Here is a 24,681-nt window from a genome sequence, read left to right as displayed (position 1 = left end):
AACGAATGAATAAGAAATATACAAATCAAATTCATACTGATATGAGTTTTAAACCGAAAGATATTATAAGTTTAATGACGGATTACTTTAAAATGAAATCAAAGCTGCGTCCTATAAAGGATTTGCCTGTTGTTTTATCAAATAAAGATAATGAAGCGTTAGAGAGTGTTACATGGTTTGGCCATTCTGCTTCTCTTTTGAAAATAGAAGGTAAAAAACTGTTATTAGACCCGATGTTTGGAGATGCCTCTTCCCCATTTCCTTTGTTTAATAGTAAACGCTATAGTGGTGCTTTTTCTTTAGAACGTGATGACCTTCAAGAAATTGATGCGATTGTCATTTCTCATAATCACTATGATCATTTGAATTACAAAAGTATTATGCAGTTAAAAAATCGCGCAAAACACTTTTATGTTCCAACTGGAGTTGCACAATATCTTATTAAATGGGGTGTTTCACCTAGTAAAATTAGTGAGCATAATTGGTGGGACAAAATTACGTTTGATAATATTAAGTTAGTATGTGCGCCTGCAAGGCATTTCTCTGGACGTGGTATGACAGATAGAGATCGTTCATTATGGTGTTCATGGCTTATTCTTGGTCAAGAGACTAAAATTTTCTTTAGTGGTGATAGCGGTTATGCCCCTCACTTTAAGGAAATTGGTGATAAATACGGTCCATTCGATCTTACATTAATGGAATGCGGGCAATATGATCCGAGGTGGTCTGCTATTCATATGTTGCCTGAAGAAACGGTACAAGCTCATATTGATGTTAAAGGAGAATTACTTCTTCCGATTCATTGGGGTGCTTTTACGTTAGCATTACACGAATGGAGTGAGCCGATAGAACGTGTTACGAAAGAAGCTAACCGTTTAGGAGTTAAAATTACAACGCCACAAATTGGCGAATCTATTACGTTAAAATCTACAGACTATCCTTTATCCGCTTGGTGGAAGAAAATTTAATTTTAAAATATAAAAAGAGCGAATCCTCTTATAAAGAATTCGCTCTTTTTTCTGTATTTAAACTTATTTCACTATATTGGATCTCCCACTATCTAATACTCTATTTGCTGGTACACTGGATATTTCAACCACTGTATTCATACTCTTATCAGTCAGTTCAATGAGTTCGTTTTCATGTTTTATTTTATTTAAATCCCACACCATCCCATGAAATTCATTGTGTTGACCACTTACCTGTATAATGCTTTTTGTTTTATTTGAAGGCTGTATTTGAAGGTTTGTAAATTGATTCCCACTAATTTCATTTGGCGTAGTTACTTGACTATCCATATAAATCATATTTACACAGTCTTCTAAAGAAAAGTTCATAAAACGATTGGCATTTATCCAAGCTTGTCCGGTGCTCGGTTTTTTCGCTACTAATTTCAGTCCAGTTTCCATTCCTACAACTTTAATATTTTCGAAGTTAACAAACGAAATTTCATTTTCTTTTCCAGCAGAGTATAAAGAAATTCCGGTACCTTTATTCGTTTCCGTCCAATTGATAATATTTATATCTTTTATTTGTGTTTTGTTCCAAGTGTTATAATATTTATTTTTACCGTCTAAATAAATAACTTCAGAGTTAAATTTAGGATCGTCAATAGTTATATACGCTCCTTCAATGGATGCGTTTTTCTCTAGTTCTAAAACTCTAAAGTTTCCCTCAACTACAAATTGGGATCCGTAACCAAATAATAATTTCACACCTTTTTTAACAATGATTGGTGACGTGATTTTATACTTTTTATCATCAAGCAATACAGTTTTAATTTTACTAGACTCTGCTTTATTAATAGCAGATTGTATTTTTATTGAATCATTTTCCCCTTTAAAGTTTTCTACATACAAGTTAGTACTTTTAGCTGCATAGTCTTTTTTGTTGTATTGATAAAAAGCAAAAATAATTAAAACTATACCCATGAGTAAAACAATTATTTTCTTCATCGTACTCACCCCATATCGATTAATCTATGGCTTTTATATTCAGGTTATTATTATTTTGCTTTGTATTTCAGATTACCATTGCTGCTTTGTCTATTAATCCCTTCCTCTATCCTTAATAAGCTCTTACTGGCGATATAAGATGTACTGCTGCAGATTGCTCTCCTGCTTCAATCAATATCGGTCTCATAGAACCGCCAAAGCTTAAAGTAATCGTTTCTTCTTTTATTGCTCTTAAAGCATCAACCATAAAACGCCCATCGAAAGATATATTTAATTGTTTTTCACCTTGAATTGCATCTATTTGTTGCGTTTCGGATATTTGCCCAATTTGAGAAGCGTTTGAAGAAATTTTAATTGTGGATTCGTTTATGATTTCTAAGTTAACATTGTTATTGGCCCATTCACTTGCTAATAAACTTGATCGGTCTACACCTTGTAATATCTTTTTTCTATCTACGTTAATAATCGTTTTAAAATCATTTGGAATAAGGTTAGAAATATTAGGATATTTCCCTTCAATTAGTCTTGAATATAATGTAGTTGTTCCGAGCGTAAATATAATATGACTCTCTGAAAGGTAGATATATACGAATTCCGAATTGCTGTTCATTAATTTTAGAAGTTCACTAATGGTTGCGCTTGGTACAATACAATTTGCTTTTACATCTGAGGAAAGTAATGTTTCGCGTATCGCTAGTCTATGTGAGTCAGTTGCAGCACAAATTAACTTATTATTAGATAACTCTATATGCACCCCAGTAAGAACAGGTCTAGATTCATTTTTTGCTACCGCAAAGACTGTTTGTTTAAATACTTCAATCAATTGCTCTGTCTCTACCTTGATTTCTGCATGATTGTCTATAAGGGGTACATTCGGAAACTCATCTGCAGGAAATCCATTTAAACTTAATGTGATTTCTTCTGATTGTATCTTAATAGTTTGCTCATTCTTACTTTTTATTGCTATATCACTTGGCATTTTCTTTATTATTTCAATGAAATACTTTGCAGGTACAACAATAGTTCCTGCCTTTAAAATAGTTGCAATCTTTTCGTCTTCAATTAAAACAGGAATGAATTTTTCAATAAAAATATTCGAGTTACTTGCAATTAAAGTAATTCCAGATTGATCTGCAGTTATTTTTATACCAGATAATATAGGGATTAAAGATTTTGTTGATATTGCTTTGTTGACTTCTGAAAGTGCTTAAGTGAATTGTTTGTGATTAACGATAAACTCCATGTTTTCCCCGCCTTACATGAGATAATATTTTTATGAAGATTGATGAACGATTGTTCCATTAAAAAAATAAGGTACTGTTTCTTTCTTTTGTAATAAATATAGTAAATGTTCTGGTATGCGTAAATACGGTGCTGCTTTATGTAATTCCATCCAAGTAATCTCTTCGATTTCTTTTGGCCTTGATATATATGTCTCCCCGCCGATTATTTCGCCTAGAAAATTAAAGAAAATTGCATGATGATCTCTTTCCTCGAAAAAAGCTTCACTGATAGAAAAAATCCCGTTTGCGTTTATATGTAACCCTGTTTCTTCTTTTACTTCTCGAATTACTGCTTCTTCTAATGTTTCTCCTAGTTTAACTGCGCCACCTGGTAATGTATAATAAGAACCATTTTCCCCTTTGTTTTTTACCATTAAGATCTTTTCATTAGTTTTATCGTACAAAATCGCGTATGTAACATTAACTTTTTTCATATGTACCTCCTCTATTTTTAATAAAAGGAATTTTCTGTCTTCTATTCATTCTACCATTAACTCCTTTTAATATATATAAGTTAGTTAAGTCTTGCCTTTACTGCTATTGGTGGAGTTAATAAGAATAGGCTACTGATATAAAAAAGAACGTACCTTAGGAAGATTATCCAAAGTACGTTCTTGCAGTTTTAGTATAAAAATTGATTCAATTAATACTGAAATTAATAATAACCTCGCCCTTATTGCATTTGTATTCCAAATACTAATGTTAACAAATTCTATATACTTTTTAACCGTTTTTCTAAATAATAATGAAATAGTCCAATTGTATCACTGCGAAAAAGAATGCACATTCCTAAACCAATTAGAACAATTGGAACAATAATATGACAATTGTTCTCAAGTGCTTTAGCTAGAATAGGAGCTCTTATCAATTTGTAGCTAATAAAACACCATATCGCTATCATGGAAAAAAAGATAACTAATGTAACGATATTTGCTTCAAGAGTTTGACTAGCAAACATTGGTATATAAATTGAGATATTGTCAGCTCCATTGGCTAATGTAATCGCAGATACTTTAAATAATGAATCGGAAGTGTTATCAATAACTTCATTACTTTTGTTAGAACGAAGCGAGAATAGTCCTTTAACCCCCATATAAATTGGCACGAATCCTAATAACCCAATCCACGAAACAGGAATGAAAAAAGAGCTTAAAGACCCAACGATACTTAGAAAAATTATCATACTAAACCCTACATATTGTCCAATAACAATATAAAGCTTTTTTCTCATAGCTTTTTCGCGGACAGCTCTTCCTTCTTTCCTAATTACTTCTGTTCTTACTTGTGAAAATAAAACAAGCAGTATAAAAATGTCATCAATATTTGTTGTAGCGAATGCCACAACAGAAGAAATTATGGTTGTAATCAATATAAGCCAACTACTTTCATTGTAAACTTATAAGAAAATAATGATCTATGAATGAAGTGAACGTTCCATCACAAAGTTGGTTAACTGTAATTTTCTAAATGTTTTTTATCAACATGTTAGTTCCTTTATAAAACAATATGAATATTCTACGTATCTGCTACTTAGTTCATCAAGAAATAAACAACTTTATTGCTTCTCAAATCATTTCATTTTAAATTAAATAACTCTATTCTCTCTACATAAAAAAGAGCCCTATATTAGGACTCTTTTTAGTATCAAGCTACTTTCCGATGTAAATGTTTTAGTTCCTTTTTCTTTTCTACATTTGGTGGGCGGATTAATATTGAAATAATGAAGGAAATAACACTTAAAACACCGATTATAATGAAAGTTGGTTGAAATCCCCCGAGTATCGCTCCAATAAATGATCCTGCAAGCGCACCAAATCCGAAACCTTGGTAGACAATCCCGTAATTTGTACTATGGTTTTTTAATCCAAAGAAATCTCCGACAATAGCTGGGAATATAGTTATATTACCGCCGAAGCAAAAGGCGACACTTGCTACACAGGCAAAATAGATTCCGTAATTTAGCGGAATAAAACTTAAAGTAAAGACTGACAATCCTATAATAATAAACGTTGCAGAGACAATTTTCATTCGGCCGATTTTATCTGATAACGTCCCAAGAATAATTCTACCTACTGTATTAAAAATTGCAATCATAGCAACGGCGTTTGCAGCGGTTGCTGCGCTAAGTCCAACGAGTTGTACACCGATATCTTTTACCATACTGATTAAATACAACCCCCCCATACACGAGGTGAATAACATAAAAAATAGCAGATATACTTGTTTCGTTCGCATCATTTCACGCGGAGTATAGTCATTGTGCAATGTTTCAGTTACAGCATTACTTACAATTGCCTCACGTAAGAAGCACGATCCGATTAACACTAAAAGTAACACGATAATACCCCAATATAAGAATGCTTGTGATACACCAAGGTTATCGATAAGATTTCCGTTTATATATCTAAAGATTAAGCTGCCCATTCCATACGCTGATACAGATATACCTGAAATAAGCCCTTTCCGATTTGGAAACCATTTAATTAAATTAGATAGTGATGTAATATAAGCTGTTCCATCCGCATAACCAACAACAACACCAGCTAATAAATATAATAGTGGTAAGGAAGAAACTTGTGAACTAAGTATTAAGCCGAGTCCTAAAACAATTCCTGCAGTAGCAATAAGTTTCCGAAGTCCTAATTTTTTCTGCAATTTTGCTGCAAATAAAGTTGAGAATGATAAAGAAAAACTTGTTATAGAGAAAGTTATCGCTACTGAATTAAGATTCCATCCAAACTTACTTACAAGGGGTTGATTAAATAAACTCCATGTATAAATTGTTCCAAGGCCAATTTGAACAATGATTGTACCTAGAACAATTAGTAATGGATTTATAGAATTTTGTTTCATACTAACTGTCCCCTTCTTTTATCTTGACATGGATTTTCACAGTTAGTATATCCATCGTAAATTGCAAGATACTGTACGGAAAATGGTAATTAAGTTCATATACACAAAAAGACACTTCATAAAGAAGTGTCTTTTGCAGGTTATATCAGATGTTTCTAAAGAAAGCTTTGTTAAGATAAGCCATTTTCAAATGCTTATGTATATATGTTATCAAATAATTTCTTATATGTGATGAGACTTAAGACGTATTTTTCATTCATCATATAGTCGGATGAAAAATTAATATTCGATTTCATCAAAATCCTTCGGCTGCGGTACAGTTTGCATATTAGCTGCATCTTTAGGATCGCTATAAATTGCATTTTGCTCTGTATTTACATCTTTTATATTTTGTTTTTTATTTTTGTTCACTTTATCTTTCACTTACAATCACTCCTTTTTGTTATAGGAGTAATTATGCCCTATTACCGTTACTAAATGTATCAGCGACTAAATTACTAAATTCACGTAAATAATATAAGTAATTATCACCGCCGTAGTTATATCTTTTGTTATACATTTTTGCAACAACTACATTATATTCAGGTATTACTAAAATAGTCGGTCCAGTAATCCCTAATATTTGATATGACCCTTTTGGAACACGTTCACCAAGTTCGCTTAATTGTGCAGATTCATTTTGAACGAACCAAAACAAGCCATTTTGTGGTAGCTCTTTATTTACATATGTTGGACTCTGCAAACTCGTAGCGATTTTTATAACTTCTTTTGGAACAATTTGCTTACCGTTTATCACACCTTGATTTAAATGAAGATTGCCCCAATAAGCAAATTCTCTAGCTGAGACAAACAGATTTTTTTCAGTACCGTCATCTACCGTACCAATTTCACTAATTGCGTCTTCATTTGGATTATTAACAACGCCAACTAAATTTTCATCTCGCTGAACTCTCCAACCTGTTTCTTGAAAATTAGCAGGCTTAAAAACACGCTCCTTTAACAATTCAGGAAAACTTTTGTTATATAGCTGATAAATAAGACGTGTCATCATTCTTACATTAATATCTCTATATGCCCATGCTTGTCCCGGTTCAAATTCACGAAAAATTGTCCCGTCATTCATTTCTTCTAATCCGTGCGAATGTGTTACTAAATGTCTTATCGTTGTTTTACCAAGCAATGCAGGATCAAAGTCTTTAAAATATTTTATCGCTTCATCATCAATAGAGTTTATTTTCCCCTCGTAAAGCGCATACGCTATCATTAATCCTAAATAACTTTTTCTAGCAGAAGCAACGTTGAATTGCGAAGATGCAGTTACTTTTTTATTAGTCGCTGTATTTGAGTGATAACCGCTATAATGCTCTAATACGACTTTATTATTTTTTATAATACAAAGTGCTGTAGCAGAACTATGATTTTTTTCTTTTATATTCTCTACCCAAGAAGTCAACTTTTCGTATGTATACAAATAAATCCTCCTTAATCCTAATACAAAATTACAGCATGAAAGAAAAGTATAAACAGTATTTACACCTTTCTTTCATGTAAAATAGTTTTGATCTTCTATACTTAAATGATCCACCAGTTCCAGCAATTAAAGCAACCAAAACATCCGGCACAACCTACGCAACCACCACATCTGCCGCCGCCACAACCGCCACAGCGTCCACCACAACCTCCGCATCCGCCACAACGACGTGCATCGCCTTGGATGTAATAATATGGATATTGACTTTGTTGTTGATCCCAATACACAACATTACCAGTTTGATAATCATTAAGGTTTAATGTTTGTAATTCATGTTGAAACTGATTCATTACGAACCCCTCCATTTATAAATATAAATTTCGCCCAAACGTTAAAGTTTATATATTTTTGTAAACAAAATAGAAACAAGACTATAGACTAAATGCGTACATCAACAAAATATGAACTTACACTAGGTGATGTACCTTGTTTTTTAGCCTATTTTCTTTATATCCTTGCGATGGACCTATTTACTATAAATAGAGTGATTTAAAAATTACTTATCCAACAATTTAGTAGTTCATCACTTAACTTTCTTTCTAGTAATTCCTTCACTAATGGCATTGGCATGATTTCATAATGATTTAAGGCTTCTTTATTATAATCTATCCAGTGAAATGCTAAATGAGACTCGCTAGATTTCGGTGTTAAGTCCGTATGTAAATCTTGTGACTCTACTTCAAAAATGTGGTTAATTTCATGATGAAGCACTTCTTTATCTTGCCATTGATTTTCTATGACTCCTAAAAATTGTTGTATACTACAGTTTACTCCAAGTTCTTCCCTTAGCTCTCTTATTAATGCATTCTCTGCTGATTCTCCAATTTCAATATGGCCACCAGGTAAAAAATAATGATGGCCAATATATTCAGCAACTAATATTTTTTCATTTTTTATCATGACTGCTCGTACAATATGATGGAATTTACTTTTCAATTGATATCCCTCCTAGTTATTCAATGTATAGTTGCTCAAAATAGTCATTTAGTATTGGTATAATATAAATCATAGGTGTTTCATACGGATGAATATCATTAATAACTTCAAGAGCATCTTTTACAATTTCTCGTTTACACTTTATTTCAACTTTACATTCTTGCCCTTCGCATATTCGCCCAATTTCTCCATTAAAAGGAGATGCCTCGTCTAAAGGTCTCCAATATCCTTTCACTGAACTATAGGAAAGGCAATGGTCATATTCGCCCGTTTTACATGCTCCAATTTTATTTAATTCATCCCTTAATGTTTCAATATATTCTTCAGGAATGAACACTTCAATTTTCACTTCAGTAAATTGCATATTTCATTTCACACCTTTACTTCCTAATAGTTAAACAAATAAACGATATACTTGCTCACCATCATACTCTTGTCCTAATGATATGAAACCATATCGTTCATATAATTTCTTTGCAGAGAGATTATCTTTATGTACTGTTAATCTTATTTCTTTACACGATTTAAAAGTATTTTTTATTATATTAATACTTTCTCGTAATGCTGCTTTTCCATAACCATTACCTTGCTGCGATTGATCAATAATAAATCCGTTAATCCAATACATATCCGATGTCTCTCTTACAACAGCATGCATAACAAAACCAACCATAAGGTCACCATGGTATATAGCGAATGGTATGTACTCTACATTGTCACCATCTGGTTTTATATATACTTTAGCAAGCGAAACTGCTACGGGTGGAACAAATTTCAACTGATTTTCTTTAACTTGTAGTTTTAATGCTTCTTCCCAATTTTCTCTCGTAACAACCTTTAACTGGATATTCAATATTGTAAGCTCCCTTATATAGAGGATGTATGTTTATATTCAACGCATTGAAATAATTCCCTTTTTCGACAACAACTTATAACATAATTTTTATAAAATCTTGAATGAATCTTTGTTCATCTATTTCTAATGCTATATGGGCTCCTTCAGATATAGAGCTAAGGCGAAAATCAGCAAATGTTTGTCCTTTCGTATCTCCGTATGTATCAACATTCACTGTACGATGTACAAATTCAAAAAAGTTTGGATTTACTAATCCACTTATAGCAACCACATCATGAAGCAATGGCCCTTCGATAGATGGATTAAGTTTTTGGTATGCAGAAAAATAGTAATCATACATTGGTTTCATTATCGTATGGAATGGATTCTTTGAATTAGCTTGAATATAGTCAAACACATTTGGTGTTAACACAGCTTTGTTTGTTACATTTAAAGGGAATATTAATAAATTCTTTGCTTGATGGAAAACAATTTTACTTGCTATAGGATCTCCATACACATTTGCCTCTGCTAACGGCGTAACGTTTCCTACTTCTAAAAAAACACCACCCATGAAATAGATTCCTTTTACATTTAGCATTAAATCATTCCACAAATTAAAAGCAATTGCTAACGAGGTAGATCTTCCTACATCAACAATCGTTAAATCTTTTCCGTAATTTATAAGAATCGCAGCAATACTGCCAAAATTGTATATTGGAATAGATAATACGCTTTCTGGAACATGGATGGTACCTAATCCTTCTGCTCCGTGAATTTCAGGGTAGTACGTAGTAATTTCTTCTGTAAGTGGTTTTGTTGCACCACTAATGACAGGAATGTCTTGTCTATTTGCTAACTGTAAAATATACGCTGCATTATGTGCAGCATGTATATGCTCAACATTTCCGTATCCAGTTACAATACCGACAATTTCAATTTCGGGATGCAGTAAGCCATACATAATGGCAAATGAGTCATCAATACCTGGGTCTCCGAAAAATAATACTTTTTCCAAGAAATACGCTCCTCTCACGAAAAAATCGAGTCATTAGTAACTATGTATATGAAAAAAGCAAGTATATCTATGCAAATTTTAGAATGGATAATGTTTTACAAAATATTAAAAAGGAACTAGCGTATGCTAATTCCTTTCTTGAGTAACCATTCTCAAATTTAATTAATTATCGTATCCTTCATAAATTGCATCATTTATTTGATTTTGTATTTTTGTATCATCAGGTATAGGTTTCCACCAATTTCCTGTAATGAATAACATAGTTAATAAATTATAACTATCACTAAAATAACTTTCTCTCTTATTCTTCATCCAATCCCAACCGCTATTTACCCACTTTTGATTATTGCTACTTGTTATACTTGCAGCAATAAACGGTGAAACAAATACAGCAGTTGAATAACTACCAATATTAGATCCATTTAATTGATAACCATCCACAATTTTAGAAGGATTTCCATTCGTTTTATTTTGAATCCACGAAGAAACTTTATCAGAAATGACTTTACTTCTTTTCTCGCCGTACATCGCATAGTCCATTACAATTCTCAATGGTACCCGACTAGCATTGTAATAATATGCATTTGTATATTCTGACTCCTCTAAGAAGTCTTTAGGTGCGGGTTGTGGTGGATTTTTTACAACGAAATCTGAAATAAGTCCTGTATTTGGAGAGTACTTATTACTAAATTGCGTATAAACATCGTACAAATTATTAATAACAGTAAGCCAAGTTTTATCACCTGTAAATTCATAAAATGCTCTAAGGTGTGACATCATCCAATCAGATGGTCTCGTATCAAGTGAACTTTTAGAATCCCAATCTCCTAAATTTAGTCGGTTATTATTTGTAACATTACTAGCTTTAATACCTTTTGTAATCATGTCTTGTGCTTCTTTCAAATAATTAACTGTTCCATTAGATCCCCACTGCTTATGAGCAAGAAGAAGAGAATACGCAATATCTAAATCTCCATCAGTAGCAGAATCAAAATGACCTTGTGCTTTTTTACTATCTGCGACAACCCATCCCATTAAATTAGGATTTTGAGAACTTTTAAAAGTTCTTGCTGTTTTAAATAAACCGTCATAGATTTTTTGAGCATTCGAATCATAACCAGCCATTAATACTGTAATTATCATCCCATACCCTTGACCTTCTGAAGTTCCAAGTGGCTTAAACCCATCTGCATCACCTGTAATCTCTCCTTTTACATAATAACCACCAGGTAAAGAAGATAAATCATTTTTCAAATATTTCTTTTTCCAATTATCGTAGTAACTTCTTACAGAAGCATTTAAACTTTCCTGTGTAACATGATTCGGTTTTATAACACCTGCATAATTAACTTGCTGCGGAAATGGTTTCATTTCCTTTGCAGCAGCTACTTGTTGATTAACTACGGGAATAGAATTTTGTACTGAATTGTCCGTTACACTTGCTGCGAAACTAGAATTAGAAAAACTAGCTAGTCCGATTCCTACAATAGAAATACATGTGAAAATTTTTCTTTTTCCATTCATTATGTTGTCAGCTCCTTTTAAAATGCTTACTACATAAAATGTAACATACAATATTTAACTGAAATACAAAATATTATATTTATCAACATAAGAAAGAAACTATATAAAAAAGTATCTTAAAGTCATTATTGAATTACATTATACGGATTGATTATTTGCTAAATTCCCATGTTTTTCTTTTCTTAATACTGGTATATGAGCAATCACAATTCCAAGTATAGTAATCACTCCGCCAATTATCGAAACTAAAGTTGGCACTTCTCCTAACCATATCCAAGCAATGAAACACGCAGTTATTGGCGTTAAATATAGAGAACTTGTTGCTTCAGAAGCACCAGCACGAGATATAATATAGGCCAATGCAATATACGGGAGTACTGTTGGAAAGACACCTAAATATATAACGCTCAAGTTAACTTCAAGAGGAGCTGCTAGTATTTCTTGATAAACTCCGGGTAAGAAAATAAGCATACATATAGTACTAGACAAAATTGTATATATGGTAAATGGTAAGAAGCCGTATTTTTTTAAGTAAGATGTTTGGAAAACGAAAAATAGACTTTCTGAAATCGCCGCTAATAATATAAATAACCCCCCGCTATTTAATTGAATAGCGTCGCCTTGGCTAAATGAAATTAAGGCAATTCCTGCAAAACTCATTACACCACCGATCCAGCCATTTAATTTCATTTTTTCATTCAAAAAAACAAAAGCAAGAATTGCCGTCACTATTGGAGTGACTGAAATTATTAAACTTGCAGATCCAGCATTGACTGTTTTTTCGCCGTAATTTAATGCGATGTGATAAATAGTAAACCCTAAAGCACCAAATATAAAAATTGCTGGGATATCCTTTAAATCCGGTAGTCGTAGTTTGTATATAAATGAAAATAACAAAAGTATAAATGAAGCGATTAATAAGCGTAGTAAAGTAAGGTGTTCCGGCGTATAAGATTCAAGCCCCATACGAATTGCTGGAAAAGCAGTTCCCCATATAAGAATTGTAAAAGCGTGAGCACATATAATGCGTAAATCCCATTTTTTATTATGCATGTTTTCTCTCCCTCCCTAATAAACCAACCATTTTTAAATTACCAATTATTTCTTTTCATCATATTTAATAGTTGATACAATGTCTTCAACCAGTTATTTATCGGAAAAACCAACCACTTTGAATCTTTTAAATAAACGAGGGAGTTTTTTATATGACAAACGATAAAAAAGTGCCCAAATATCGGCAGATAATAGACTATATGAAAGAAAAAATTGAAAACGGAGAATGGCCAATTGGAAGTAAAATCCCTAGTCAGCGGCAGTTAGCAAAATTATTTCATGTAAATCGAAGTACTGTAATAACTGCGCTAGATGAACTTATGGCAGATGGTTTAATTCAAGGACAAATCGGAGCAGGAACAATTGTAACAAATAATACATGGTCATTATTAGCAACTAATCCCCCGCCTGATTGGAGTGAATATGTAAAGACAGGTATTCATAAACCAAGTAAGTTAATGGTGCGAAAAATAAATGCAGCAGAAGCAAATAAAACGCTTATCCATCTTAGTAAAGGTGAACTTGTACCTCATCTTTTCCCGCTCGAAACTATGCAATCTATAATAAAAAACGTCAGTGAGGAATTAGATTATTTCGGATACGAAGAACAAAAAGGTTTTTATCCGTTACGTGAAGCAATAAGCAAATATGTAAGATCATTTGGAATACATGCATCACCGGGTTCTATATTAATAGTGTCTGGTGCACTCCAAGCATTACATTTAATATCAATTGGTCTTTTACATAGAAAATCAACTGTTTTACTTGAACAACCTTCTTACTTATATTCACTTCATGTTTTTCAATCAGCAAATATAAATTTATCCGGTATATCAATGGATTATCACGGTATTTTACCTAACGACTTATTAAAACGAATTAAATATAGTCAAAAGAATAATATTTTATATTCAATCCCTTGTTTTCAAAATCCAACGGGGATATTGATGTCCAAAGAGCGAAGAAAAGAAATATTAAAAATATGTGAAAAAGAGAAATTGCCTATCATCGAGGATGATATTTACCGGGAGTTATGGCTTGATGAATCACCTCCAGCTCCTTTAAAGTCGATGGATAAACATGAACATGTATTATATATTGGTAGTCTCTCTAAAACACTTAGCCCAGGACTTAGAATTGGATGGATAATCGGACCAGAACCTGTTATTGATAGATTGTCAGATATAAAAATGCAAACAGACTATGGATCGAGTTCTTTATCTCAAAGAGTAGCTGCTGAATGGATAAATGAAGGTTTTTATGAAGAACATGTAGCAAACGTAAGAATGCACCTGAAAGAACAAAGACAAATAATGATACGAGCTTTAAATAAATATTGTGCAGATATTGCATCGTGGGATATTCCTAGTGGTGGAGTTTTTATATGGCTAAAGGTTGTACATAACATTCCGATGAAAAAACTATTTTCAGAGGCACTATCAAAAGGAATTCTTTTAAACCCGGGACGTATTTATGAAGAAGAATCAGATCAGTACATTCGTTTATCGTATGGATATGCTTCTCCAGAACAAATGACTTACGGGGTTAAATTGCTCAGTGAATTAATTCGGAAGTTAACAGCATAAAAAAATCCTCTTTTGTTTTTGGAGGATTTTTTTACGTATCTTATTTACCACAATTTCATTTCCTGCCCTAATAAAATAAGTTCTTCATAAGGATCTCCGTCAATATTTAATACTTGAGCAAAAGCAGGTTCTGTTTTTAAACCTTGTTCCTTTAAGTGAATAACTTCTTCCCTTATATGGGGATGCTGCATTAATAACATGTGCTCCACTATCATATGTCTATATGCATTTTGATTACGCACTGGCTTAGGTTGAGCAAATAATTCAAATTCAAAACCTTCGAATTCAAAATTCACCTTTATCGATTCAGTACCTTTCATTTTTTTCTTTTTTATATTGAACCCTCTATAAGAACCATATAAAGATCTCATTTCCTGCTCAAAAACATCAAAGTTATATACTTCCATTACAATATCTAAGTCAGATTGAGGAGTATCAATTCTTATAGGGATTGTCCCGCAAAGAACGGGATTATATAAAGCTAAATCCTCCATAATATTTAGTTTGTTCAAAACATCATATACTTTTTGTTGCTTGTCATTCCCTGATTGTAAATATGTAATAGATGTAAACATGGAAGTCTCTCCTTCATTTCACGTAATACGTGTCTCACTAAACTCAAGAAAAATTTGTCCGTTTAAACTTGTTCTTGAAGTACCTTTACTTCAATATATTAAAGTGAATAAACAATATGTTTCAACTTTTCTCCTATGCTGCAATACTATAAAAATAAAAAGGGAGGAATTATGATGAGCATTTTCAACATTCTTTTAACCATCCACATATTATTTGGAATGATATGTTTAATAACTGGGATAATAGCGATGGTTGCTCAAAAGAAGAAAGGTAAACATACGGAATGGGGTGAAATATATCACGCATCCTATGTCGTTATCACCGTTACTGCCATTATATTATCCATTATAAACTGGGATAAAATCGCATATTTATTTTATGTAGCAATCTTCTCTTATTCATTTGCGATTTATGGATACCTTGCACGAAAAAAACGTTGGAAAAATTGGCTCCATCACCACATTAGAGGTATGTTAGGTTCTTATATAGGTGCAGTCACCGCACTTTTAGTAAATGTCGGCATCCATATTCCCATTATAAATTTACTTCCGCCAATATGGTTTTGGTTTTTACCCACCTTAATTGGTATCCCCCTCGTAGCCAGTGTATCAAAAAAATATAAAAAGCGTAGTTGAAATTAATTACATTTTGATTACTTTCTGATTATTAGAATGAAAAATTATAATCTATGTATCACGAATGATATCATGAGTGCTCGCCCTATGAATATTTAAAATAAAATGCCGCCCAACAGGACGGCTCTTATTTTTACTTTACAAACGTAACATATTCACCAGAAACCCATTGATTTCCACCAACATTATACCAACCATCTTTATATCCAAATGATTGATATTTTTCACCTTGATACACGTTTTTCACAATGCCGTAATTTGTTCCTGGGCCGGTACGAACACGTAATACATCAGCGATTATAGTAACTACACCTATACCCTCATTTGATGATTGTGAAGGTGTTGGCACATTTCCTCCCATATAACGAATATATGATGGATCGTTAAAAATCCACTGATCGCCACCGAGATTTAACCAGCCATTTGATTGCCCAAATACTTTGTAGGACTCTCCTTTCCCTAATTGACGAATAACGCCATATCCAGTACCAGGTCCTTTTCGTAAATTTACATTACTACCGTTAATATAAGCAATCCCTACACTATCATTCGACGTGGGAGGAGCCACTACGTTTTGAGCACCTTTTCCAAAAGTATCCGTTCCATATCCTTTGTAGTTATATTGCAAATGCGGGCTATCTACAAATCCTTTCCAGTCACCGCCCCATTCAAAACCAATTTGTTTAGCATAACGAATTGCTGATGCCCACGGTTCTTTATTATAGCCATTCCAATCTTCTGTACCATTCGACTGAATTGGAACGAAATCTAATGCCTGTCCTACTAAGTGATATGAGCGCATCGTTTGTGATGCTCCTTTACGAACATATTCACGTTGTTGCTCGACCGTTCGGATTGTTTCATAAATTAATACTTCAATTCCATTGTCGATACAGTACTGATACCACTTAAAAGCTGCAGCTTTCGTATTATCCGCTAATTTATTCAGATTACTTACATTTCTATTGTGGTATTTCAATATGCAACATCTCCTTTTCTATTATCCTATGCAAAACTCGTCTCACGGGTTGTACATATACCTACAACGATACGAAGTACAAATACATAGGAAGCCAATTCAGCTAAAAAGGTTTTCACTTCTAGCTTCAAACTTTGTAAGTTGAAATCGAAGCAATAAAAAAACCACAACTTAAGTCTTCCAGTTGCGGTTTTTGGTATTTTCTTTTTATATGCTACATGCCTTCTTGCATTGATAATCCTAATATACAGGTTGTGTAAATTTTTCCTTTATGAATAACACTTCTTATTCATGACTTTTCAAATCCAATAATATTGAATGTAAACGATCCGGATCATTAGTAAACATCCCATCAACGCCCCATAAAAGTAACTTTTTCATATCTTTTTCATTATCTACAGTAAATGGATGAACTTCTAATCCGTGTTTCTTTATTCTCTTTACATAAGCGGAATCAATATATTTATAGTTCATCCCAAGACCGATGCAATATGTTTTATACTTTTTTATCTCTAATTCAGTTAATTGAACTGCCTTTTTGTAAGGTAGTAATTGTACTAGCGGTAAAGTAACATCTAAACTATGAATTTTTTGCAGACTTTCTTCACTAAATGATTGAATAATAACGTTATCACTTATTTCGTAGTGCTTTATAATTTCTAATAGCTTCTCTTCCATACCAGCGTATTCATCTGGTGATTTTGTTTCAATATAATAGTTTGCACCATTCCCGAACGTTTCAATAATTTCTTCTAGTGTTGGAACTTTAGCATCTTCAAAGTCTTTCTTTGCTAAGTTCGGATATTTTTCATTGAAAAGAGAGCCAGCATTTAGTTGCTTTATTTCTTCTAATGTATGCTCTTTTACCAGCCCAGTACCATTCGTTGTACGGTTTAATGTTTCATCATGCATAGCCACTAAATGTCCATCTTTTGTCATTTGAAGATCAATTTCTATATAATCTCCATTCATTTGTTGGCCTAATTGATATGCTGCTATTGTATGTTCAGGTGCATACGCAGAAGCACCTCTATGTGCGATATTTTTTATATGATTTGATTGATTAATAGCTTTAGTATACTTATGTTCATTTATTTTCTGAAAAACAAAGATACTTATTACTATAAAGGCACAAATTATTGTAACGAGATATATCTTTTTCATAACGATTTATAAGCTCCTATATAAAGACGATTTAACTTGAATGATTTACTCAATTAAATGTCGATTTTCCAATACAGTCATTTTGCCGATAGCTTGAAATCCCGATTTTTTATAAATGTTGATTCCATCGGGTGAAGCTTGTAACACACAATACATATTTTTTAATTTTTGTGCTTCTTGCAGAAGGAAATTGAACATAGTAGATCCGAATCCTCGTCCTCTCATTTCCTCTTTAGTTGCGATATCATAAATACCAATACTATCTTTTGAACATATCAATGAACCAACAGTTACGACTTCCCCTTCATAAAATCCTAAAAATAGTTTCATATTTTCACTGTTCCATAAATCAAGATTAGAAATTTGATTATAGAATGCTTGTACATGTATACCTTCTTCTGATGTGCCGAATAGATTAGCTAACATTTCTCCAAATTTTTTTATTTGTGCAGGTGAAGATGCCTGTTGAATTGTAAAACTTACTGGCATGTTTATTGTTGGAGAAATTGTTTTTAAGTCTGCTACCATCGCAATATTCTGTTCCACTTCTTTTAAACCAATTTTAATTAACTCGCTTTTTATATCCCGCTCTTGCTCTTCATCCCATAACCAAACACTCATTGGAAATTTCTTTTGATTATAGTAGTCTACCTCCTTATATAATTTCTCTATCCCTACCGTTAAATTATTGTTTAGTAGAGTGATGATATTGAATGTATCGGCAGGTAATCCGCAATCAACAGCAATATAATCTTGCGTTTCTTTTATACTCATTCCGGGCACAAATTGCGCAACATATGAAGTTTTAAATGCAAAGTTATCTATTAGTAGTTGTTTATAATTCATCAATAGTTCTCCTTTTCATAAAAAGTACTCCTCGAATTCTTCTATATTAAATATAACATATTAGAAATTTACCTTTTTCTATAAAAAGTACCTCTTTAAATTGTGCTCTATAGTTTAAAATAATTAAAAATGATATAACGTTGTCGGAATGAAAAAAGTGGTATATAATAAATATTAACATTACTAGTAATTATTTTAGGTATTCCTAGAATAAAGGAGCGATACATATGAAAATTACTATTTATTTCGGAAGTCATGAAGATCAAGATGTTCGTACTATGGACTGTCATTTAGATGTAGAAGATACAGAAGAGATTGTTTCTGTATCATAATATAAATAGTTAGGGTAAACCCTATTCCCTACAGCGTTTAAGGCACCTTTTATAAGGTGTCTTTTTTGTTATATTTTCATCAAAAACCCTTTACTTTATAGCGTTTTAATAGTAAAATATAAATATACGAACAAATGTTCTTTTTATTTTAAACGTACATGAAGGGATGATTTTAACAATGGCTCCATTAAAGCGCAGAGGAAGAAAAAAGCAAGCACCTATTATTTCAAATACAGGCTTTATCGGCTCTGTCTTTATTGATACATTGGAGTTACAAAAGAAATCCTATTATTTCGCTCGTAAAAAACTTCAAATTGTTCATCACGTATTAGATGGTCTCTCTGGAGCAACAAGTGCTTTATTTAAAGAACATAACATTTCAGCATACATGTCATGTGTGTATTTACATAAACAAAAGAAAATTGGCTTTGTTCTTTCAACGAAACCATTTGAACAAAGTGATGGCGTTTCTTATTTTGTCAATTATTTAATCGAAAAGAATTTTTACGGCGGCCATGACGAAGATGTAGAATATCAAGAAGTATTTAATACAGGTTTTATCGGTGTAGTATTCGCTGATTTATCTAGTATAGATCGCTTTAATTTCGAGTTTGAAATGGGTATGCTAACGAAATTAATGAAAGATATGATTATTCCGGTTAAAGAACTCTTTTTACGCCATAATGTACCGGCTTACATCTCCACTTCTCATTTAGAAGAACAAAACAAATTAGGTTTCGTTCTATCTGTAAAACCATATGATGAACGTGCAGAAGCAGATTTATATTTTGAGGCGTATTTAAAAGAACGCGGGTTATTTAATGGTGATGAAGAAGATGATATTGATAAGATTGTTATTAGAAAAACAGCTGAATTACGATAGAAAAGCGCAGGATGATGATCCTGCGCTTTTTATAATTTATGAAACTGATTTACCAAATAAACGGTATTAGTTTTTTTGTTTTCTGTTTATACACTGTAAATTGTTCACCGTATTTATTCTGTAAGTAATCATCAGATTGCGGAATATAGTCAAAAACAAATACAAAGAATAGGCCTATAGGAATTAACAAACTATAAATTTCGTTTTATAGTATTTGCTTTTCTTAGCTTGAAAGAGGTAGCGGTATCCATTCTAAAAATAATCTAAGAATCTACTAAGCACTATAATCTTTCGAATGAACCTCTAATATGAAACGATTTGATGAAACTTTAATTACTATGAAATATAAGAATCCCCCTACAATTGGAATGGTGTACGCTGGGATATAATTTAATAATAGACCGGATAGTGCCATTGCTATAGGGAGCATCATTTTACCTATACTTAATCCAATGCTGAGAACCCTTCCCCTGTATTCATCGGGAATCTCATTTTGCATGAAATAAATTAAAGGAATATCAATTAGCGCTATAATAAACCCTAAAAAGATCATAACAACACAATACGTAATAACGAATACTAAATCATTCACTTCAAAACTTTTGAATAAAACTGGAATTCCTAAAATAATCATAAAAACTGACAACATAGAACTTAGTTTTTTCAAAAGATAAGAGTAAGAAAAACGATCAGTTATCTTTTTTACTACAATTGCACCAATTATCATCCCTACTGGAAAAGTCCCTTGAATGATACCAAATTGCTTAGAACCAAGATTGAGTACTGTGTTAATAATGTATGGCAATGGAACAGTTACAGCAAAGCCTAAGAAGAAATTAAACGAAATTAAAATATGAAACGTATTCTTTAAGCTTTCCTTTTCAAGTAAATAAGAAAACCCCTCTTTTATATCTTTAATAAAATTAACTCCACTTTTTGAATTTCCCTCATTTATGTTGTACTCGAATAGTTTAAAATGAATAAATAGTAATGCTATCCCTGAAAGAATAAAAGAAATACCGTTTATAATGATAAAAGTCTTAATATTAAATACTGAAAAAACGATACCACCTAACATAGGGCCGAGAATTAAAGATACAGAATCGATAATTTTACTTATAGAATTAATACTCATAAGCCTCTCTTTAGAGACGATATTTGGTTTTGCAGCCTCTAATCCTATTCCAAAAAAGGTTGTAAACACTGTCATAAGAAAGGTTGTAGTATAAATGATGAATAAGTTTAATCCATAATAGCTGCTTAATATATAAACAGCTATTAATAAGCAGCCACTTAGTAAATCCATACAAATAACTAGTTTCTTTTTATCAACCTTATCAGCAATTACACCAGCAAAGGGATTCAAAATAATCATTGGAATCGTTCCTAATATGAGCGTAATCGCGAAATTTAATGCAGATCCAGTTATTTGTAAAACATATAATCCTAGCGCGAAACTATACATAGAGCTACCAAATATTGATACTGTTTTTGCAATTGAATATAAAAAAATGTTTCTAAGTTCTTGGTTGCTTTTTTTATTTACTATATGTAATCGTAAACTTCCCATAACATTTCCCTCGCTTTTCTTCGTATTACATATAGTGTAAGGTCTCGGGTTAACCCAATATCAATATGTACAATTTGAAAAGTTTTAAGGAGAAATAAATAAAAGATGGGGCTAACCCCATCTTTTATCAACTGTGGGTTTTTACGTCTCTCTGCACTAATAGAAATAAAATGATTGCTATAAAAGACTTAGGTTTTTATATACGAATGCTAATTTTTTATTGAAATATAAAAATTAATATGGTATCTTCTATTACATTGATTAATTACATATGAGAATCATGTATAACTCCAAGAATATGGCTTGGGGGTCTCTACCAGGAACCAATAACTCCTGACTACAAAATGCGTATTATAGCGTTTGTAGTCAGGAGTTTTTTTGTTCTAAGGTAAATAATGACGAGAAGGGATTACAAAAAAATGAATTTCAAAGTATTTATATTAGCTTTAGCAACAATAGCAGTAGGTCTTGTAGAGCTTATTGTTGGAGGAATATTGCCAGACATCGCTAAAGATTTTAATGTTTCATTAAGTTCCGCTGGTCAATTAATTACAATTTTCGCCTTTACTTATGCTATAGCAGGTCCTGTATTATTGATTTTCACAAGTAAAGTGGAACGAAAAAAATTGTATATTATTTCACTTTACACTTTTCTAATTGGAAATATACTTACTTATTTTAGTCCGAACTTTACTTTTATGATGATAGCACGAATATTAACTGCTATGAGTACTGCTTTAGTTGTCGTACTTTCCCTTACAATTGCAGCTAAGATTGTTAATCCCTCTTACCAAGCAAAAGCATTAGGATTAATTTATATGGGTATTAGCTCTTCACTTGTTTTAGGAGTTCCACTAGGCATATTAATTTCGAACACATTTGGCTGGAGAGTTATTTTTTTATGTATAGCTATTTTATCATTGGGATCTATTATCTTAATTTCATTATTTTTAGAGAAAATACCTGGAGAGGAAAACCGAACTCCTTTATCTATCCAATTAAAAGCCGTATGTAGTCCAAAACTAGGTGCTGCTCATCTAGCCACCATGTTTATGTTAGCAGGACACTATACTTTATATGCTTATTTTACTCCTTTTTTAGAAGAAAAGTTTCAACTAAGCCCTTATTGGATTAGCATATTTTATTTAATGTTTGGTATAGCTGCAGTAAGTGGCGGAGCGTTCGGCGGTGGATTATCAGATAAAATAGGCGCTCCAAAAAGTATAGTGATAGTTATTACTTTATTTGCTCTAATCTTATTTATATTACCATTCACGACAGTTTCTATTAGCCTATTTATTCCCGTTATGATAGTTTGGGCTACATTGAGTTGGGGACTTGCACCACCTCTACAAACTTATTTAATTCAAACTGCTCCAGAAACGTCAGATATACAGCAAAGTTTTAATAATTCAGCTCTACAAATAGGAATTTCGCTCGGCTCTGCAGTTGGAGGTATAGCCTTAAAACAAGTACATAATGTCGCTCATATGGCCTGGGTTGGTGGATCTCTAGTTCTATTGTCTTTAGGTTTGGCTATCTTTTCTCTTACTAGACATACATCGACAAGAGAGTGTCATGTGAGTGCTAAACATGTAGATTAACATACTCTTTGTCTTTTAATCGCAAAGAGTATAAATATAAATCGTCAAAAAAAGTCCAGTTATAAAACCGGACTTTTTTTGACGGGATTGCCCTTATCTTTTTCCGAAAAATGAATATGTATAAATTTCTTCTCCTTGAACAAAGAAATCCTCGTACTTTCCTCCTCGTGTCAAATAATTTGAAGTACTTTCATCAATGGATTGAAAGTGTAGATTTTGGATTTCTTTCGTTACTTTTGAAAGTGTAAAATTTTCTCGAAAGTTATTTGTAATTTGGCTATTTGAGCTGAAATTTTTAAATAAAATAAATAAACTTACTAAATAACAATCCGTTTTAAAAAGTGGATTTAATTCGTGAAGTAAAAAATCCTCATGCTCAAAACTATAATTGCTCGTACCAGAATGATCAATTACTATATCAACTGACTGATTCTGAATAGGGATATTCAAAAAATCAGCACAGATAAAGAGAATGTTTCTTTTCGGATTTCTTCTCGCTAATACATCTTTTAAAAATAAAAGTTTATTTAAATCTCGATCCACTGCAATATATAGGCAATTTTCAGGCAGTTCTTCATAAATGTTTCTCAAAAAGAATCCAAGTCCCGATCCTAAATCCAGTATTAATTTGTTATTTAAATTTAAATGTACTAGTTTCTTTTTCGCCCATTCCCCTTCCCTATGCATATTTTCCAAATACGCATTATCAGTTTCATGAATATAATCCGAAATAGTATCTTCAAGTGACGTTTGCTCATTTACTTTAAATAATTTACCCGCAGTTATAATTCCTGAAGTAATAATATATTCTTCACCACAATTACAAATTAGCTTCCCCTCAGTAATTTGATTGTTAGTAATAATTCCATTTTGAAGAATTAGTTTTTCGCTACACTTAGAACATGTAAGTAAATGAAGTACGCTTAAATCTATCCCTATAATTGAATTTGAAGTTTCATTTGTTAATAATAAATCTTGTAACACTTCCTTTAATTTATCCCGCCTCTTCCCCAAAAGCTCTATTTCCTGTTCCATCTTGTCATATTTCAATTTAAATAAAGATTGGTAAAAAGTATCATTTTCGTAATTCATAGATTTCGCTAAATTTTTATAAAAAAATAGTTCTTTAATTTCATTCAAGCTAAATCCTAGATCTTTGTAATGTAATATAAGTTCTAAATCTATTTGACAATACTCATCAAAAAAATAATGCCCTCCCCTTTTTTCAGGAATAATGAGACCCAGGTCCATATAATGTCTAATTGTATCAATACTTATGTTATTTAATTCTCCAAATTTACCTATTTTCATAGCATCACTACCATTTATATATTTTTTTATATAGATTTCTATTTTTATATTTAAAAACCCTTTAAACTTTCGAAACAACATTATTTACGTTATGTATGGGATATTTGAATGCCACATATTTTATAGGTGTATAATCCTTTTATTTAATTAAATTTCCATCGCATAGAATATACAGGAATTTATAACTTAATATAGAACATAAAAAGG

The 24,681-nt window shown here is 32.1% G+C and carries 25 protein-coding genes, 1 pseudogene and 1 riboswitch; of the genes and pseudogenes, 5 read left to right on the top strand and 21 right to left on the bottom strand.

What is annotated here, in order from left to right:
• The first annotated feature begins 5 nt into the window (after positions 1-5).
• Positions 6-968, top strand: a complete 963-nt coding sequence (locus tag NST86_RS13525) for an MBL fold metallo-hydrolase (RefSeq protein WP_086423222.1) — start codon at positions 6-8, stop codon at positions 966-968.
• A gap of 63 nt (positions 969-1,031) precedes the next feature.
• Here NST86_RS13525 and NST86_RS13520 read toward each other — a convergent pair whose 3' ends face one another.
• The 14 genes from NST86_RS13520 to NST86_RS13455 all read right to left on the bottom strand — a co-directional run bounded on the left by NST86_RS13520 (position 1,032) and on the right by NST86_RS13455 (position 12,988).
• Positions 1,032-1,955: a hypothetical protein gene (locus NST86_RS13520; RefSeq protein WP_000721088.1), complete on the bottom strand. Its 924-nt coding sequence runs from the start codon at positions 1,953-1,955 to the stop codon at positions 1,032-1,034.
• Between the two features lie 112 nt (positions 1,956-2,067).
• A complete protein-coding gene (gene dnaN, locus NST86_RS13515; protein WP_227593174.1) occupies positions 2,068-3,138 on the bottom strand; it encodes a DNA polymerase III subunit beta in 1,071 nt (356 codons plus the stop codon).
• 90 nt (positions 3,139-3,228) lie between these two features.
• Positions 3,229-3,672: an NUDIX hydrolase gene (locus tag NST86_RS13510; RefSeq protein WP_063263992.1), complete on the bottom strand. Its 444-nt coding sequence runs from the start codon at positions 3,670-3,672 to the stop codon at positions 3,229-3,231.
• Positions 3,673-3,950: 278 nt separating this feature from the next.
• Positions 3,951-4,607, bottom strand: a complete 657-nt coding sequence (locus NST86_RS13505; protein ID WP_086423224.1) for a cadmium resistance transporter — start codon at positions 4,605-4,607, stop codon at positions 3,951-3,953.
• A 275-nt stretch (positions 4,608-4,882) separates the two neighbouring features.
• Positions 4,883-6,091 carry an L-lactate MFS transporter gene (locus NST86_RS13500; protein WP_086423225.1) on the bottom strand — a complete coding sequence of 403 codons (1,209 nt, stop codon included), beginning with the start codon at positions 6,089-6,091 and terminating at the stop codon, positions 4,883-4,885.
• A gap of 279 nt (positions 6,092-6,370) precedes the next feature.
• Positions 6,371-6,514, bottom strand: a complete 144-nt coding sequence (locus NST86_RS13495) for a hypothetical protein (RefSeq protein WP_000653680.1) — start codon at positions 6,512-6,514, stop codon at positions 6,371-6,373.
• A gap of 31 nt (positions 6,515-6,545) precedes the next feature.
• Positions 6,546-7,562: a serine hydrolase domain-containing protein gene (locus tag NST86_RS13490; protein WP_044797673.1), complete on the bottom strand. Its 1,017-nt coding sequence runs from the start codon at positions 7,560-7,562 to the stop codon at positions 6,546-6,548.
• 101 nt (positions 7,563-7,663) lie between these two features.
• Positions 7,664-7,912: a heterocycloanthracin/sonorensin family bacteriocin gene (locus tag NST86_RS13485; protein ID WP_001071345.1), complete on the bottom strand. Its 249-nt coding sequence runs from the start codon at positions 7,910-7,912 to the stop codon at positions 7,664-7,666.
• 199 nt (positions 7,913-8,111) lie between these two features.
• Positions 8,112-8,558 carry an NUDIX domain-containing protein gene (locus tag NST86_RS13480; protein WP_000836840.1) on the bottom strand — a complete coding sequence of 149 codons (447 nt, stop codon included), beginning with the start codon at positions 8,556-8,558 and terminating at the stop codon, positions 8,112-8,114.
• A 16-nt stretch (positions 8,559-8,574) separates the two neighbouring features.
• The gene (gene cutA / locus NST86_RS13475; RefSeq protein ID WP_001160788.1) at positions 8,575-8,922 is read right to left on the bottom strand and encodes a divalent cation tolerance protein CutA; all 348 of its coding nucleotides are present in this window, start codon (positions 8,920-8,922) and stop codon (positions 8,575-8,577) included.
• A gap of 30 nt (positions 8,923-8,952) precedes the next feature.
• The gene (locus tag NST86_RS13470; protein WP_001025613.1) at positions 8,953-9,411 is read right to left on the bottom strand and encodes a GNAT family N-acetyltransferase; all 459 of its coding nucleotides are present in this window, start codon (positions 9,409-9,411) and stop codon (positions 8,953-8,955) included.
• Between the two features lie 76 nt (positions 9,412-9,487).
• On the bottom strand, positions 9,488-10,411 hold the full coding sequence (locus NST86_RS13465) for a nucleoside hydrolase (RefSeq protein ID WP_086423226.1): 924 nt from the start codon (positions 10,409-10,411) through the stop codon (positions 9,488-9,490).
• A gap of 162 nt (positions 10,412-10,573) precedes the next feature.
• Entirely contained in the window at positions 10,574-11,935 is a 1,362-nt protein-coding gene (locus NST86_RS13460) for a glycosyl hydrolase family 8 (RefSeq protein WP_001013599.1), read from the bottom strand.
• Positions 11,936-12,073: 138 nt separating this feature from the next.
• On the bottom strand, positions 12,074-12,988 hold the full coding sequence (locus NST86_RS13455) for a DMT family transporter (protein ID WP_061664609.1): 915 nt from the start codon (positions 12,986-12,988) through the stop codon (positions 12,074-12,076).
• Positions 12,989-13,140: 152 nt separating this feature from the next.
• Between NST86_RS13455 and pdxR the strand changes: the two genes are divergently transcribed.
• Positions 13,141-14,574, top strand: coding sequence for a MocR-like pyridoxine biosynthesis transcription factor PdxR (gene pdxR / locus NST86_RS13450; RefSeq protein ID WP_086423227.1), 1,434 nt, complete (start codon positions 13,141-13,143; stop codon positions 14,572-14,574).
• 44 nt (positions 14,575-14,618) lie between these two features.
• On the opposite strand, the gene NST86_RS13445 is transcribed toward pdxR, so the two are convergent.
• Positions 14,619-15,149 carry a DUF4269 domain-containing protein gene (locus NST86_RS13445; protein ID WP_000495176.1) on the bottom strand — a complete coding sequence of 177 codons (531 nt, stop codon included), beginning with the start codon at positions 15,147-15,149 and terminating at the stop codon, positions 14,619-14,621.
• Between the two features lie 174 nt (positions 15,150-15,323).
• Here NST86_RS13445 and NST86_RS13440 point away from each other — a divergent pair, with 174 nt between their 5' ends.
• Positions 15,324-15,785, top strand: a complete 462-nt coding sequence (locus NST86_RS13440; protein ID WP_000021726.1) for a hypothetical protein — start codon at positions 15,324-15,326, stop codon at positions 15,783-15,785.
• A gap of 133 nt (positions 15,786-15,918) precedes the next feature.
• Here the strand turns inward: NST86_RS13440 and NST86_RS13435 are convergent, their stop codons facing one another.
• From NST86_RS13435 to NST86_RS13425, 3 genes are all read right to left on the bottom strand, one after another.
• Positions 15,919-16,764 (bottom strand): SH3 domain-containing protein, encoded by an 846-nt coding sequence (locus NST86_RS13435; protein ID WP_044797677.1) that lies wholly within the window; start codon positions 16,762-16,764, stop codon positions 15,919-15,921.
• Between the two features lie 285 nt (positions 16,765-17,049).
• Positions 17,050-17,928, bottom strand: a complete 879-nt coding sequence (locus NST86_RS13430) for a glycerophosphodiester phosphodiesterase (protein ID WP_016118016.1) — start codon at positions 17,926-17,928, stop codon at positions 17,050-17,052.
• Between the two features lie 45 nt (positions 17,929-17,973).
• Positions 17,974-18,774 carry a GNAT family N-acetyltransferase gene (locus NST86_RS13425; RefSeq protein ID WP_086423228.1) on the bottom strand — a complete coding sequence of 267 codons (801 nt, stop codon included), beginning with the start codon at positions 18,772-18,774 and terminating at the stop codon, positions 17,974-17,976.
• Between the two features lie 510 nt (positions 18,775-19,284).
• Between NST86_RS13425 and NST86_RS13420 the strand changes: the two genes are divergently transcribed.
• Positions 19,285-19,989: a hypothetical protein gene (locus NST86_RS13420; protein WP_086392468.1), complete on the top strand. Its 705-nt coding sequence runs from the start codon at positions 19,285-19,287 to the stop codon at positions 19,987-19,989.
• 49 nt (positions 19,990-20,038) lie between these two features.
• On the opposite strand, the pseudogene NST86_RS34865 reads toward NST86_RS13420, so the two are convergent.
• Both NST86_RS34865 and NST86_RS13415 read right to left on the bottom strand, forming a co-directional pair.
• Positions 20,039-20,194: pseudogene (locus NST86_RS34865) on the bottom strand (methyltransferase family protein); the annotation flags it as partial.
• Positions 20,195-20,263: 69 nt separating this feature from the next.
• The gene (locus NST86_RS13415) at positions 20,264-21,559 is read right to left on the bottom strand and encodes an MFS transporter (RefSeq protein ID WP_000535187.1); all 1,296 of its coding nucleotides are present in this window, start codon (positions 21,557-21,559) and stop codon (positions 20,264-20,266) included.
• Positions 21,560-21,819: 260 nt separating this feature from the next.
• Positions 21,820-21,919, top strand: a riboswitch (purine riboswitch).
• A gap of 59 nt (positions 21,920-21,978) precedes the next feature.
• On the opposite strand from NST86_RS13415, the gene NST86_RS13410 reads away from it, so the two are divergent.
• Positions 21,979-23,163 (top strand): MFS transporter, encoded by a 1,185-nt coding sequence (locus NST86_RS13410; RefSeq protein WP_001009829.1) that lies wholly within the window; start codon positions 21,979-21,981, stop codon positions 23,161-23,163.
• Positions 23,164-23,256: 93 nt separating this feature from the next.
• Here NST86_RS13410 and NST86_RS13405 read toward each other — a convergent pair whose 3' ends face one another.
• The gene (locus tag NST86_RS13405) at positions 23,257-24,474 is read right to left on the bottom strand and encodes a methyltransferase domain-containing protein (protein ID WP_033694093.1); all 1,218 of its coding nucleotides are present in this window, start codon (positions 24,472-24,474) and stop codon (positions 23,257-23,259) included.
• Positions 24,475-24,681: the final 207 nt, after the last annotated feature.

It is taken from the genome of Bacillus sp. FSL L8-0199 (assembly GCF_038005705.1).
In the GTDB taxonomy this organism is placed as follows: Bacteria; Bacillota; Bacilli; order Bacillales; family Bacillaceae_G; genus Bacillus_A; species Bacillus_A cereus.
Note: the sequence above shows the minus strand (reverse complement) of the source record. Positions and strands in the feature narration are given on the sequence as shown.